Source organism: Burkholderia catarinensis (assembly GCF_001883705.2).
In the GTDB taxonomy this organism is placed as follows: domain Bacteria; phylum Pseudomonadota; class Gammaproteobacteria; order Burkholderiales; family Burkholderiaceae; genus Burkholderia; species Burkholderia catarinensis.
In genome coordinates this window covers 79,838-93,518 of sequence record NZ_MDEQ02000027.1, presented here as the reverse complement: position 1 = coordinate 93,518, position 13,681 = coordinate 79,838, and the positions used below count along the sequence as shown (strand labels likewise).

Below are 13,681 nucleotides of genomic sequence, written 5' to 3'. Positions count from 1 at the left end.
GTACAGGATCTCGGCGGCCGGGAAGCCCGGGAAGATCTCGACGCCCAAGGCTTCCGCCTGCGTGCCCAGCCAGCGCGTGACGTTGCCCAGCGAGATCACGTAGTTGCCGTGGTTCTTGAAGTTCTCGGGCAGCGCCCAGTTCGGCGTCGTGACCGCGCTCTGCTCGGACAGGAACAGGAAGCGGTCTTCCGTCACCTCGACATCGAGCGGGGCGCCGCGTTCCTTCCAGTCGGGGAACAGTTCGGTGATCGCGCGCGGATCCATCACCGCGCCCGACAGGATGTGCGCGCCGATCTCGGAACCCTTCTCGAGCACGCACACGCCGATCTCGGTGCCTTTCTCGGCGGCCAACTGCTTGAGCCGGATCGCCGCCGACAGCCCCGCGGGGCCGCCGCCGACGATCACGACGTCGTATTCCATCGATTCGCGCGGGCCGTATTGCTCGATGAGGCTTGCGGGGGTCATTGGCGTTCCTCTAACCGTTAGAATGCTTTTATTCGGGAGCGTATTGTCTGCGAAACGAAACGCTTGCCGCAACAGCATGCGGCTAGATTAGCACGATCGTTCTATTTATGTGCTAGGGTAATGCCGCTTGGGCCGTGCGGTCCATGGCGGCGAAATGACATCGAAAGGGGATGTGCAAATGGGTCGATCGATCAATCTGGAAGGCAAGGTTGCGCTGGTCACGGGCGCGTCGAGCGGCCTCGGGCAGCGCTTTGCGCAGGTATTGTCGCAGGCCGGCGCGAAGGTCGTGCTCGCGAGCCGGCGCGTCGAGCGCCTGAAGGAACTGCGCGCGGAGATCGAGGCGGCGGGTGGCGCTGCGCACGTCGTGTCGCTCGACGTGACCGACGTCCAGAGCATCAAGGCGGCAGTCGCGCATGCGGAGACGGAGGCCGGCACGATCGACATCCTCGTGAACAATTCGGGCGTCTCGACGATGCAGAAGCTCGTCGACGTGACGCCTGCCGATTTCGAGTTCGTGTTCGATACCAACACGCGCGGCGCATTTTTCGTCGCGCAGGAAGTCGCGAAGCGGATGATCATGCGCGCGAACGGAGGCGGCAACGGCAAGCCGCCGTGCCGGATCATCAACATCGCGTCGGTCGCCGGGCTGCGCGTGTTCCCGCAGATCGGGTTGTACGCGATGAGCAAGGCCGCGGTCGTGCAGATGACGCGCGCGATGGCGCTCGAGTGGGGGCGCCACGGGATCAACGTCAACGCGATCTGTCCGGGCTATATCGATACCGAAATCAATCATTACCTGTGGGAAACCGAGCAGGGCCAGAAGCTGCAGTCGATGCTGCCGCGCCGGCGCGTCGGCAAGCCTCAGGACCTCGACGGGCTGTTGTTGCTGCTCGCGGCCGACGAGTCGCAGTTCATCAATGGCTCGATTATCTCCGCCGACGACGGCTTCGGCCTCGCCTGAGCGGATGACATTCAGCAACAAAGAAGACTGCAATGAGCGATTATTCCCCCGTTTTTGAAATGTCGATGCCGATCCGCTGGGGCGACATGGACGCGTTCGGCCATGTGAACAACACGGTCTATTTCCGCTACATGGAGCAGGCGCGAATCTCGTGGTTCGAGGAGCTCGGCATCGCCGGCGGCAACGGCGAAGGGCAGGGGCCCGTGATCGTCACGGCGTCGATGGAGTTTCTCAAGCAGTTGCACTATCCGGGCGACGTGATCGCGAAGATGTCGGCCGCGAAGCCTGGCCGAAGCAGCTTCGACACCGGTTTCGAGCTCACGCGCGCGGACGATCCGCAGCACGTCTATGCGCGCGGCAATGCGCGCTGCGTGTGGGTCGACTACGCGCTCGGCAAGTCGGCGCCGCTGCCGCAACTGCTGCGCGACACGATCGAGCGCGCGCTCGCGCCGAAGGTCGGCTGAGCGTCGCACGGCGAGGCCGGCGCAGGGCCGCCGGTAACTTGCCATGCCCGTTGTTTCTCCGAATCGGCCGCATCATGCGGCCGATTGTCATCCGGCGCTGCCATTTACTGCCCGAGCAGGCGCTGCAACAGTTCCGGCGTATTGTTCGTCCCGTATTTGCGCATCAGCCGTGCGCGGTAGATGTCGACCGTGCGCGAGCTGATCTCGAGCACGCGCCCGATCTGCTTGCTGGTCTTGCCGGTTGCCAACTGCGCGGCGATCTCGCGCTCGCGCGGGGTCAGCTCGACGGCGACCCGGCGTGTCGCGCTCAGATCCTCGAAGGTCCACACGCCGGCCGCGAGCGGTGCGGTACGGTCGAGCGCGCGGCCCGTCACATGGCACCAGAACAGTTCGCCGTCCGCGCGTTTCATGATTCTGTCATCCGAGTAGATGCCGTTCGCGGCCATCACGCGCGCGATGCGCTCGCCGATGCGCTGGAATTCGTCCGTCGACGGGTAGAGCACCTCGTACGATTTCCCGATCAGGTCGGCCCGCGCACAGCGGAAGATCGACGCGAGTGCGTCGTTGCAGTCCTCGATCACGCGGTCGCGCGACAGGACGAGGCCGAGCGGCGCGAGGTGGAAGGCAGTCTGGTAATCGAGAGCGGGCATGGCGCAGGCAAGGGGAGGCAAACGCTTATGTATTTTTGCGTATTGTGCCGCATCCACGCCGCATCGTACCCTTTCAGGCATCTCGCGGCGGTTTGCCGCGACATAAAAACAGCGCGCCTCGACGCAGGCATCGCCGCGCATGCATAGAATGGTGCGGCGGGCTTGCGGGCCAGGTGGGCGCGTGAACCGGTTTCGCTGGTTTCCATAGAGGAAGGGACAACAGATGAACAAAGTCTATCCAAGCGCGGCTGCCGCGCTGGAAGGGATCGTCCGCGACGGACAGACCTTCGCGGTGGGCGGCTTCGGCCTGTGCGGGATTCCCGAGGCGCTGATCGCGGCATTGCGCGATTCGGCCGTCAAGGGCATCACCTGCATCAGCAACAACGCGGGCGTCGACGGTTTCGGCCTCGGCCTGCTGCTGGAAACGCGCCAGATCAAGAAGATGATCTCGTCGTATGTCGGCGAGAACAAGGAGTTCGAGCGCCAGTATCTGGCAGGCGAACTCGAACTCGAATTCACGCCCCAAGGCACGCTCGCCGAAAAGCTGCGCGCGGGTGGCGCGGGCATCCCCGCATTTTTCACGAACACCGGCTACGGCACCGTCATCGCGGAAGGCAAGGAAACGCGCCAGTTCGGCGATCGCCACTACGTGCTCGAGCCGTCGCTGACGGCCGACGTCGCGCTCGTGAAGGCCTGGAAGGCCGACAAGTCCGGCAACCTGATCTATCGCCGCACCGCGCGCAACTTCAACCCGATGTGCGCGATGGCCGGCAAGATCACCGTGGTGGAAGTCGAGGAGATCGTCGAGAACGGCACGCTCGATCCGGACCAGGTCCATACGCCGGGGATCTTCGTGCAGCGCATCGTGCTGAACGCGACGCCCGAAAAACGCATCGAACAACGCGTCGTACGCGCGAAAGGAGACTGACATGGCCTGGAATCGTGACCAGATGGCCGCGCGCGCGGCGAAGGAATTGCAGGACGGCTTCTACGTGAACCTTGGCATCGGGCTGCCGACGCTCGTCGCGAACCACGTGCCGGAAGGCGTCGAGGTGTGGCTGCAGTCGGAGAACGGCCTGCTCGGCATCGGCCCGTCGCCGACCGAGGACGAAGTCGACGCCGATCTCATCAACGCCGGCAAGCAGACCGTCACGACGCTGCCGGGCTCGTCGATCTTCTCGTCGGCCGATTCGTTCGCGATGATCCGCGGCGGCCACATCAACCTCGCGATCCTCGGTGCGATGCAGGTCAGCCGGCAGGGCGACCTCGCGAACTGGATGATCCCGGGCAAGATGATCAAGGGAATGGGCGGCGCGATGGACCTCGTCGCCGGCGTGAAGCGCGTCGTCGTGCTGATGGAGCATGTCGCGAAGGGCGACCAGCACAAGATCCTCGACGAATGCAACCTGCCGTTGACGGGGGTCGGCGTGGTCGACCTGATCATCACCGATCTCGGCGTGATCGAAGTGACGCCGGCCGGCCTGAAGGTCCTCGAGCTCGCCGACGGCGTGAGCGCGGAAGAGATCCAGACGAAGACGGGCGCACCGCTCGATGTGAGCGCGGTCGCCTGAGCACCGTCCTTTCCGGATGACGACCGACGCCCCGCGTTCCTGACGGAACGCGGGGCGTTTTGTCATGACCGCATGCGTCACGCGATCGCGCCGCCACCGTCGACCAGCACCGTCGAACCGGTCGCATAGGGCGTTGTGGCCAGGTACACGATCGCATTCGCGACGTCCTCGGGCTGGCCCACGCGGCGTGCGGGAAGGCGCTGGGCGGCGCCCGCGTACATCGCATCGCGCGCGTCGGGTGCGAGCTTGTCCCACAGCGGCGTCGCGATCAGGCCCGGCGACACGGTGTTCACCCGCACGGGCGCCAGTTCGAGCGCAAGGCCGCGGGCGAGCGCCTCGAGCGCCGCGTTGATCGCACCCTGCAGCACCGACGACGCGTTCGGTCGCACGCTGAGGTAACCCGACACGAATGTCAGCGAACCGCCGGGTGCAATATCGATCGAGCGGGCAATGCGGTATGCGCCCCAGAACTTGCTGTCCATCGCAGCCTGCGCGTCGGCAAGCGGCAGTGCGCGGGCCGGGCCCGTGGCCGTCTTCGCGGCCGAAATCACGACGTGGTCGAACTGGCCGGCGCGCGCGCAGAACGCATCGACGGCCGCCGTGTCGGTGATGTCGAGCGCTTCGGTGCGCACGTGCTCGTCCGGCGCGGCATCTGCGCCGGCCCTGGCCGGGTCGCGCGATGCGATCGTCACGACAGCGCCGCGTTGCGCGAAGGCTTTCGCGGCGGCGGCGCCGATGCCGGAGCTGCCGCCGACGACAAGTACTTTCTTTCCGTGGAGTGGATCGTTCATGGTGGTCGTTCCGAGGTGAGGAGGTGAGCGGAATCCGGTCAGATCGTTTCGGCTTCGCGCAGCGTCGACGGGCTGCGTAGCGCGAAGCGGGCGATGTCGTCCTTGCGCATGAAGGCGACCCCCGGATGCGATCGTGCGTACTGCAGGAATGCGTCCCACGCGCGGACCATCTGCGGCGTGCCGCTGATCCGGTCGTGCGCGCTGATCGACATCAGTCTGCGCCGCTGCCCGGCTTCCGCGTACAGCTGGTCGAAATCGAGCTTGATCTGCTCGAGAAACATCGTCGGCGAGTAGTTGCGGCCCTCGATCAGCAGGATGTCGTTGTTGCGCAGCGTGTACGGGACGACCACGAAATCGCGACCGCCGACGGTCTCGACGAAGGGCTCGTCCCGGCTGACGTCGTCGATGTGATACACGTAGCCGAGTTCCTGCAGCAGCGGCAGCGTGTGCGGCCCGCGCCGCAGCCAGTTGCAGTTGTAGCCGATCGGGCGCTGTCCCGTTGCCGCTTCGACCATGTCGCGGGCTTCGGTGAGGAAACGACGCTCGTCGTCGCGGCTCATCGCGAATTGCGAGCGCCAGGTCGGGCCGTGCGCGGCCGCTTCGTGGCCGCACGATCTCGCGCGCCAGTTCGGGATGCCGGCGTGCGGCTTCTCCGATCATGTGCGACGTGACTTTCACGCCGTGCCGGTCCCACAGGTCAAGAAGACGCGGAATCCCTTCACGATAGCCATACGCGAACCACGTGGCCGATGCCAGATCGACCGGCGCCGACGATGGAAATTCGACGGGCGGGAACGGGCTGTCTGCGCCCTTGGGCGGTTGTCCGCCGGCCTCGAATTGCATCGAGATCGAGATGACGAGCCGCGTATCGTTCGGCCAGAATCCGCCGGCTCCTCTGCCTGCTGGCCGCGGTGCCGGCGCGGCGGCTGCCAGCCGGGAGGCGCCCGCGGCCGCCGCGACGCCGGCCGCCAGCCCGGCGCCGGCCTGTGCAAGAAACGTGCGGCGCGCCGGAGGCGTCGCCGAATTGGAGTCGCTGTAAGTCATCGTCTTCCCCGTCAGCCGACGAGCCCGAGCTGGCGCATCAGCGTCAGGTTGTCCTCGATGTGCCAGTTTTCCGCGATACGGCCGTGGTCGATCCGGTAGATGTCGGTCGCGATGAAGTCGACCGTCTGCCCGCTTCCGGCCGTGCCATTGAACGTGCCGGTGAAATGCCCGCGAAAATGCAGGTGCACGACGACTCGGTCGCCCGCGACGATCATCTGCTCGATGTCGCAACGCAGGTCCGGGATGGCTGCGCGCATCGTTCGGGATGCCGCGAGCGGTCCCGGCAAGCCCTGTGCGCGGCCGGCTGGAAGCGTTCGGTCGATGAAGCCGGCGGCGAGTGCCGTGCGGGCGAGGGTGGCGTCGCCGGTATCCCAGAACGTGCCGTAGCGACGCGCGGCGAGGACTTGTGCGCGTGCCTGCGTGACCGGCACGTCGGCCGCGACGGTCAGGCTGTGCGGCTCGACGAGGCCGGCCGCGCGGGACGCGGCAGGCGACAGCGCAACGACGCAGGCTGCCGCAGCGATGACGCGGGTGATCGGGCGAGCGGTCGAAGGAAGGCGGGTCGACATGGTTTCGGGTGTCCTGTGTATGGCGTCGTACGACGACGCGGAACAGGTATGGTAGGTTTCCGATATCTATCTAAATACCGGCGGAAAGCGAATGGATTATTCGAAAAAAGGAAAGATGCGATCGGGGCCGGTGCCACGATGCTGATCGACGATCTCCCGGCGCTCGATACCTTCGCGAGAATCGTGTCGGCCGGCAGCCTGTCGGCGGCGGCGCGCGAGCTGGACTTGTCGCTGTCCGTCGTCAGCAAGCGGCTTGCGCATCTCGAGTCGCAGCTCGGCGTGCGTCTGCTGCACCGGACGACGCGGCAGCAGACGCTGACCGACGACGGTGCGCAGTTCCACGCGCAGGTGCTGCGCATCCTGGCCGAAGTGGGGCGCGCCGAAACGCTGATGAGCGATCGCCGCGGCACGGTCGGCGGTTTGCTGCGCCTGACGGCGCCGGGCGAACTCGGCCGCCTGCGGATCGCGCCGCTCGTCGCAGCGTTTCAGCGGCGACATCCCGAGCTGACCGTGCAACTGATGCTGACGGACACGATTGTCGATCTGCTCGCGCATGACATCGACGTTGCCGTGCGGATCGGCCGCCTCGCGGATTCGACGATGGTCGCGCGCGAACTGGCACCGAATCATCGCGTGCTTTGCGCATCGTCGAGCTATCTCGCCGCGCACGGGCTGCCCGCTGATCCGGCCGAGCTTCGTGCGCACCGATGCATCGTGATGGGCGACCAGCCGCGTGCCGAGTGGCGGTTCGACGGTGCCCAGGGCACGGTTGCGGTCGAGGTGACGGCCGCGCTGCTGACGAACGACGGCGGCGCGGCTCGTACGTTGGCGCTGGAGGGCGCGGGTATCGCGCTGAAGTCGATCTGGGACGTCGGTGCCGATCTCGATGCCGGTCGACTGGTCCGCGTGCTGCCGGCATTCGCGGCGCCCGCGGCACCGCTTCATGCGGTTTATCCCGGTGGTCGTCACGTGCCGTTGCGCGTGCGCGCATTCGTCGATTTCCTGCGCGAGCAGTTGCGCGGCGCGTGGAGCCGCAGCGACTGAGCACGCTGCGAACGATGTATTGGCGGTGGCGTGTGCGTGACGACCTGCGGTTACGAAGCGGTTTACAATCGTTTGCATCGGGCGGCGCAAGCGTCGTCCGCCGCGCCGCCCCCCGTTCGACAGGATGCCAACGATGCCAACAACCTCAGCGAATCCTCCGGTTCCCCGTCAGCGATGCGTGCAGTGTGCAAGCGTCGCCGGCCTTCACCACGTCGCCTATACCGAATGGGGCGACCCCGCCAATCCGCGCGTGCTGGTCTGCGTGCACGGCCTGACCCGTTCCGGGCGCGATTTCGACCGGCTCGCCGCTGCGCTGTCGGATACGTATCGTGTCGTTTGCCCCGATGTCGCCGGCCGCGGCCGGTCGGACCGGCTTGCCGATTCGCGGCTCTATGCGATTCCGCAATACGTGGCCGACATGGTGACGCTGATCGCGCGGCTCGACGTCGAATCGGTCGACTGGTTCGGTACGTCGATGGGCGGACTGATCGGCATGGCGCTCGCGGGGCTGCCCGGTTCGCCGCTGCGCCGGATGATCGTCAACGACGTCGGCCCGCGCATCGAACCCGATTCGCTGACGCGCATCGGCGAATATCTCGGCGTGCAGCCGTGCTTTACGACCGAACAGGAGGGCGTCGACTATCTGACGTCGCTGTCGCTGCCGTTCGGCGCGCTGACCGGCGACGAGTGGCGCGAGATCAACCGGCCGCTGCTGCGCGAGCTGCCCGAAGGCGGCTGGACGATGCGCTACGATCCGCGCATCGCCGAACCGTTCAAGGCGACGACGCCCGAACTGGCCGCGCTCGGCGAGGCCGCGCTGTGGCGTGCCATCGAGACGACGGATGCGTCGCTGCTCGTCGTGCGCGGCGAGATGTCGGACCTGCTGTCGCGCGAGACGGTAGCCGAGATGATGCGTCGCGGCCGGCATGTGACGCAGGCCGAAATTCCGGGTACGGGCCACGCGCCGGCGTTCATCAACGCCGACCAGATTGCGCTCGCGCGGCGGTTTTTCGTCGAAGGCGCTGCATAAACGCGTCATAATATGCGGTTCGGCGGCACGCGGGCCGTGCCGTCGTTCGATTCTTCACCACTCACGACCGGAACATTCCATGGCAGTCATTCGTCACCACGTCGGGGCCCGTCTCTCCGAAACCGCGATCCACAACGGTACCGTGTATCTGGCCGGCCAGATCGCCGAAGACACCACGCAGGACATCAAGGGCCAGACGCGTGAAGTGCTCGGCCACATCGACCGCCTGCTCGCCGAAGCGAACAGCGACAAGGCGCATCTGCTGTCGGTGCAGATCTACATCTCGGATCTGGCGAACTTCGAAGGCATGAATGCGGAGTGGGACGCGTGGGTCGCACAGGGCAACACGCCGCCGCGCGCCACCGTCGAGGCGAAGCTCGCGGATCCGGCGCTGTTGGTCGAGATCGTGGTCGTCGCCGCGCAGCGGAGTTGAGCTGAGCGTCGCCCGACGATGACCGCATTCCGCCAGGCCGTGCAATGACCGAGTCCATTTCAGCTTCCCCCGTCGCGGCACCGTCGTTCGACGACGTGCTCGCGTTCGTGCGCGAGCGGGCCGGCGACGTGCGCCTGTCGTCCGGCGAATTGCTCGCCGATCACTCGGCGGGCACGGCGTCGATCATGCGCACGCTGAACGTCGACCCTTCCGCGATGCAGGCCGCCGCGCTGTTCGTGCTGACGCCGCACCTGAGCGACCCCGGGCGCGAGCTGACCGAGCGTTTCGGCGAAGAGGTCGCGCGGCTCGTTGCCGATGTGCGCAAGCTGTTGCGGCTCGGTACCGTCAGCCTGCGCGCCGCGCAGAACGCGGTGTCCGACGTCGGGCGCGATGCGGCGGAAGAGCGGCGCACGCAGATCGAGGCGCTGCGCAAGATGCTGCTCGCGTTCGCGCAGGACATCCGCGTGGTGCTGATCCGGCTTGCATCGCGGTTGCAGTCGCTGCGCTACTACGCGGCCGCGAAGATCGATCCGCCGCCCGACGTCGCGCGCGAGACGCTCGAGATCTATGCGCCGCTCGCGAACCGTCTCGGTATCTGGCAGCTGAAATGGGAGCTCGAGGATCTCGCGTTCCGCTTCGAGGATCCCGTCACCTACAAGCGCATCGCGAAGCTGCTCGACGAGAAGCGCATCGAACGCGAGGCGTACGTCACGCAGGCAATCGCGCGGCTGCAGCACGAGCTGGCGGAGGCGCACATCCAGGCCGACGTGAGCGGCCGGCCGAAGCATATCTACAGCATCTGGCGCAAGATGCGCGGCAAGGAGCTCGACTTCTCCGAGCTGTACGATGTGCGCGCGTTTCGCGTGATCGTGCCCGACATCAAGGATTGCTACACGGTGCTCGGCATCGTGCATCACCTGTGGCAGCCGGTGCCGAAGGAATTCGACGACTACATCTCGCGGCCGAAGCCGAACGGCTACAAGTCGCTGCATACGGTCGTGATCGGCGACGATGGTCGCGCGTTCGAAGTGCAGATCCGCACGCAGGACATGCACCGCTTTGCCGAGTACGGCGTGGCCGCGCACTGGCGCTACAAGGAGGCCGGCGCGCGTGGCTATGGCGGCCAGTTCTCGGCGAGCGACAAGTACGACGAGAAGATCGCGTGGCTGCGCCAGTTGCTGGCGTGGAAGGACGACGTCGAGGACGGCACCGAGGTGTCGGGCGACCGGGCATGGGCGCAATTGCGCGAGACATCGCTCGACGACGATCACATCTACGTGCTGACGCCGCAGGCGCGCGTGATCGCATTGCCGCAGGGCGCGACGCCGGTTGATTTCGCGTATCACCTGCACAGCGAACTCGGTCATCGCTGCCGCGGCGCGCGCGTCGACGGCGTGATGGTGCCGCTGAACACGTCGCTCGCGAACGGCCAGACGGTCGAGATCGTCGCGGTGAAGGAGGGCGGGCCGTCGCGCGACTGGCTGAACCTGCAGCTCGGCTACCTGAAGAGCTCGCGCGCACGGCAGAAGGTGCGTGCGTGGTTCAACTCGATCGAGCAGGAGGAAAACGTCTCGCATGGCCGGGCGCTCGTCGAAAAGACGCTGCAACGCGAGGGCAAGACGTCGGTCAACCTGGACAACCTCGCCGCGAAACTCGGCTTCAAGTCGCCCGAGGAGTTGTTCTCGGTCGTCGGCAAGGAGGAGTTCAGCCTGCGCAACGTCGAGCATGCGCTGTCCGATGCGCCGCCACCGGAGCCTGCGTTCGAGGCGCCTGCCGATTTCGAGAAGCGCAGCAGCGGCGCGAGCGTCGCGCATGGCGCGTCGACCGGCGTGCTGGTGGTGGGCGTCGACGCGCTGCTGACCCAGCTCGCGCGCTGCTGCCGTCCGGCGCCGCCCGATCCGATCAGTGGTTTCGTCACGCGCGGCAAGGGGATGTCGATCCACCGCACCGACTGCCCGACGTTTCGCCGGATGGTCGAGCGTGCGCCGGAACGCGTGCTGCAGACGACCTGGTCGGCCGACGTGCTCGGCGGGCGCGGCGCGTCCGTCTATCCGGTTGACCTGATGATCGAGGCGAGCGACCGGCAAGGGTTGCTGCGCGACATCTCCGAAGTGTTCGCGCGCGAAAAGATCAACGTGGTGGGCGTGAAGACGCAGAGCCGACGCAATGCGGCATTCATGCAGTTCACGGTCGAGGTGTCGAACTCGGCACAGGTACAGCGCGCCTGCACGTTGCTCGGCGAGGTGCAGGGCGTCGTGCGGGCCGGGCGGAAGGCATGATGGGGTTGGAACGCGGTCATTTTGCTGCGACCGCATAAAAACACTTGCCAAACAGGTAGGGGCTCCATATAATTTCAGCTTCTCTAGGCTCGTAGCTCAGCTGGTTAGAGCACCACCTTGACATGGTGGGGGTCGTTGGTTCGAGTCCAATCGAGCCTACCAACGAATTGAGAATGCCCGGTCTCCGGGTGTTCGATGCAGTAAATAACTCAACGCGAACAAGGCGAATACGGTTATGACACCGCGAACGTTGACCGAAACTACTTCGGAGCGACGCTAGTCGAGGAACCCTTTCGCCCTTTGAGTTTGAGTGAAGTATCGAATGCGGCCCCTCGAAAGCGGGGCCGCATTTTTTTTGTCGCGAAATTTCACGCGTGATTTTTATATTGCGTACCTGGTCTGCCGCCCACTGTCGGCATCACGGAGATTGCTATGGTTTCGATACGCTTGCCTGACGGCTCAGTTCGACAATACGAGCATCCGGTGACAGTTGCCGAGGTCGCGGCCTCGATCGGTCCCGGTCTTGCGAAAGCTGCGCTTGGCGGCAAGCTCGATGGCGAGCTCGTCGATACGTCGGCCGTGATCGACCGTGACGCGTCGCTCGCGATCGTCACGGACAAGGATGCCGACGGCCTCGACATCATCCGCCACTCGACGGCGCACTTGCTCGCATACGCGGTGAAGGAACTGTACCCGGACGCGCAGGTGACGATCGGCCCGGTGATCGACAACGGCTTCTATTACGACTTCTCGTATAACCGCCCGTTTACGCCGGAAGATCTGGAAAAGATCGAGAAGCGCATGCAGGAGCTCGTGAAGAAGGATGAGCCCGTGACGCGCCGCGTCGTGTCGCGCGACGAGGCCGCGGGGTATTTCCGCAGCATCGGCGAGAAGTACAAGGCCGAGATCATCGAATCGATTCCGCAAAGCGACGAAATCAAGTTGTATTCGCATGGCGGCTTCACCGATCTGTGTCGCGGCCCGCACGTGCCGTCGACCGGCAAGCTGAAGGTCTTCAAGCTGATGAAGGTCGCGGGCGCGTACTGGCGCGGCGATTCGAAGAACGAGCAGCTGCAGCGCATCTACGGTACGGCCTGGACGAAGAAGGAAGACCAGGATCAGTACCTGCACATGCTCGAGGAAGCGGAAAAGCGCGACCACCGCAAGCTCGGCAAGCAGCTCGACCTGTTCCACATGCAGGAAGAGTCGCCGGGCATGGTGTTCTGGCATCCGAAGGGCTGGGCGCTGTGGCAGCAGGTCGAGCAGTACATGCGCCGCCGCGTGAACGAAGCCGGCTATCTCGAGATCAAGACGCCGATGATCATGGACCGCTCGCTGTGGGAGGCGTCGGGGCACTGGCAGAACTACCGCGAGAACATGTTCACGACGGAGTCGGAAAAGCGCGACTACGCGATCAAACCGATGAACTGCCCGGGGCACGTCCAGGTGTTCAAGCACGGCCTGCGCTCGTACCGCGACCTGCCGCTGCGTTACGCGGAATTCGGTTCGTGCCACCGCAACGAGGCATCGGGTGCGCTGCACGGCCTGATGCGCGTGCGCGGCTTCGTGCAGGACGATGCACACATTTTCTGTACCGAAGATCAGATCATTGCCGAGTCGATCGCGTTCAACAAGCTCGCGATGAGCGTGTACAAGGATTTCGGCTTCGACCACATCGATATCAAGCTGTCGCTGCGTCCGGAGCAGCGCATGGGTTCCGACGAAACCTGGGACCGTGCCGAGCAGGGGCTGCGCGAAGCGCTGACGGCGTGCGGCCTTCAGTGGGAAGAACTGCCGGGCGAAGGTGCGTTCTACGGTCCGAAGGTCGAGTACCACATCAAGGATGCGCTCGGCCGTTCGTGGCAGTGCGGCACGCTGCAGCTCGACATGATGCTGCCTGAGCGCCTCGGCGCCGAGTACGTGGCGGAAGACAACAGCCGTCGCCGGCCCGTGATGCTGCACCGTGCAATCGTCGGTTCGATGGAGCGATTCCTCGGCATTCTGATCGAGCACCATGCTGGTGCAATGCCGGCCTGGCTCGCGCCGAGCCAGGCAGTTGTGCTCAATATCGCCGAAAATCAGATCGAATATGCGCATGCTCTGGCCCAATCGTTGCAAAAACAAGGGGTTAGAGTGACGGCCGATTTGCGCAACGAGAAGATTAGCTATAAAATACGCGAGCACACGCTGGAAAAGGTGCCTTATCTCCTCGTCGTGGGTGATAAGGAGCGTGATGCGCAAACGGTAGCCGTGCGTGCCCGTGGCGGCGTCGATCTTGGCGTTATGCCGGTCGAAGCCTTCGTTGAGCGTCTGCAGGAAGACCTGCGCTCGTTCAAGTAAGCCCTGGCAGCGCGGCTCGTTTTTTTAATTTTTAGAGGAA

At 65.2% G+C, this 13,681-nt stretch carries 13 protein-coding genes, 1 tRNA gene and 1 pseudogene; 10 read left to right on the top strand and 5 right to left on the bottom strand.

Annotated elements, in window-relative coordinates:
* A partial coding sequence (locus BFF94_RS31145) for an NAD(P)/FAD-dependent oxidoreductase (protein WP_219140197.1) occupies window positions 1-465 on the bottom strand: 465 nt, incomplete at its 3' end.
* A 178-nt stretch (window positions 466-643) separates the two neighbouring features.
* Here BFF94_RS31145 and BFF94_RS31140 point away from each other — a divergent pair.
* On the top strand, window positions 644-1,426 hold the full coding sequence (locus tag BFF94_RS31140) for an SDR family oxidoreductase (RefSeq protein ID WP_011545236.1): 783 nt from the start codon (window positions 644-646) through the stop codon (window positions 1,424-1,426).
* Window positions 1,427-1,458: 32 nt separating this feature from the next.
* Entirely contained in the window at window positions 1,459-1,890 is a 432-nt protein-coding gene (locus tag BFF94_RS31135) for an acyl-CoA thioesterase (protein ID WP_128846476.1), read from the top strand.
* Window positions 1,891-1,994: 104 nt separating this feature from the next.
* On the opposite strand, the gene BFF94_RS31130 is transcribed toward BFF94_RS31135, so the two are convergent.
* Window positions 1,995-2,540, bottom strand: coding sequence for a LuxR C-terminal-related transcriptional regulator (locus BFF94_RS31130; protein ID WP_124454779.1), 546 nt, complete (start codon window positions 2,538-2,540; stop codon window positions 1,995-1,997).
* A gap of 223 nt (window positions 2,541-2,763) precedes the next feature.
* Here BFF94_RS31130 and BFF94_RS31125 point away from each other — a divergent pair, with 223 nt between their 5' ends.
* Window positions 2,764-3,468: a CoA transferase subunit A gene (locus BFF94_RS31125; protein ID WP_011545238.1), complete on the top strand. Its 705-nt coding sequence runs from the start codon at window positions 2,764-2,766 to the stop codon at window positions 3,466-3,468.
* A gap of 1 nt (window position 3,469) precedes the next feature.
* Window positions 3,470-4,111, top strand: a complete 642-nt coding sequence (locus BFF94_RS31120) for a CoA transferase subunit B (RefSeq protein ID WP_128846481.1) — start codon at window positions 3,470-3,472, stop codon at window positions 4,109-4,111.
* A gap of 77 nt (window positions 4,112-4,188) precedes the next feature.
* Here the strand turns inward: BFF94_RS31120 and BFF94_RS31115 are convergent, their stop codons facing one another.
* The 3 genes and pseudogenes from BFF94_RS31115 to BFF94_RS31105 all read right to left on the bottom strand — a co-directional run bounded on the left by BFF94_RS31115 (window position 4,189) and on the right by BFF94_RS31105 (window position 6,515).
* Complete coding sequence (locus BFF94_RS31115) at window positions 4,189-4,902, bottom strand: SDR family oxidoreductase (RefSeq protein WP_128846484.1); 714 nt, start codon at window positions 4,900-4,902, stop codon at window positions 4,189-4,191.
* Between the two features lie 38 nt (window positions 4,903-4,940).
* Window positions 4,941-5,946, bottom strand: a pseudogene (locus BFF94_RS31110) (polysaccharide deacetylase family protein).
* Between the two features lie 11 nt (window positions 5,947-5,957).
* Window positions 5,958-6,515, bottom strand: coding sequence for an ester cyclase (locus BFF94_RS31105; protein WP_128842213.1), 558 nt, complete (start codon window positions 6,513-6,515; stop codon window positions 5,958-5,960).
* Between the two features lie 138 nt (window positions 6,516-6,653).
* Here BFF94_RS31105 and BFF94_RS31100 point away from each other — a divergent pair, with 138 nt between their 5' ends.
* From BFF94_RS31100 to thrS, 6 genes are all read left to right on the top strand, one after another.
* Window positions 6,654-7,559 (top strand): LysR family transcriptional regulator, encoded by a 906-nt coding sequence (locus BFF94_RS31100; protein ID WP_128842214.1) that lies wholly within the window; start codon window positions 6,654-6,656, stop codon window positions 7,557-7,559.
* A 133-nt stretch (window positions 7,560-7,692) separates the two neighbouring features.
* Window positions 7,693-8,589: an alpha/beta fold hydrolase gene (locus BFF94_RS31095; protein WP_128842215.1), complete on the top strand. Its 897-nt coding sequence runs from the start codon at window positions 7,693-7,695 to the stop codon at window positions 8,587-8,589.
* Window positions 8,590-8,668: 79 nt separating this feature from the next.
* Window positions 8,669-9,022: a RidA family protein gene (locus BFF94_RS31090; RefSeq protein ID WP_014897238.1), complete on the top strand. Its 354-nt coding sequence runs from the start codon at window positions 8,669-8,671 to the stop codon at window positions 9,020-9,022.
* Window positions 9,023-9,066: 44 nt separating this feature from the next.
* On the top strand, window positions 9,067-11,301 hold the full coding sequence (locus BFF94_RS31085) for a RelA/SpoT family protein (RefSeq protein ID WP_128842216.1): 2,235 nt from the start codon (window positions 9,067-9,069) through the stop codon (window positions 11,299-11,301).
* An 85-nt stretch (window positions 11,302-11,386) separates the two neighbouring features.
* Window positions 11,387-11,463 (top strand) — tRNA-Val (locus BFF94_RS31080).
* A gap of 270 nt (window positions 11,464-11,733) precedes the next feature.
* A complete protein-coding gene (thrS, locus tag BFF94_RS31075; protein ID WP_128842217.1) occupies window positions 11,734-13,641 on the top strand; it encodes a threonine--tRNA ligase in 1,908 nt (635 codons plus the stop codon).
* The last annotated feature ends 40 nt before the right edge of the window (window positions 13,642-13,681 follow it).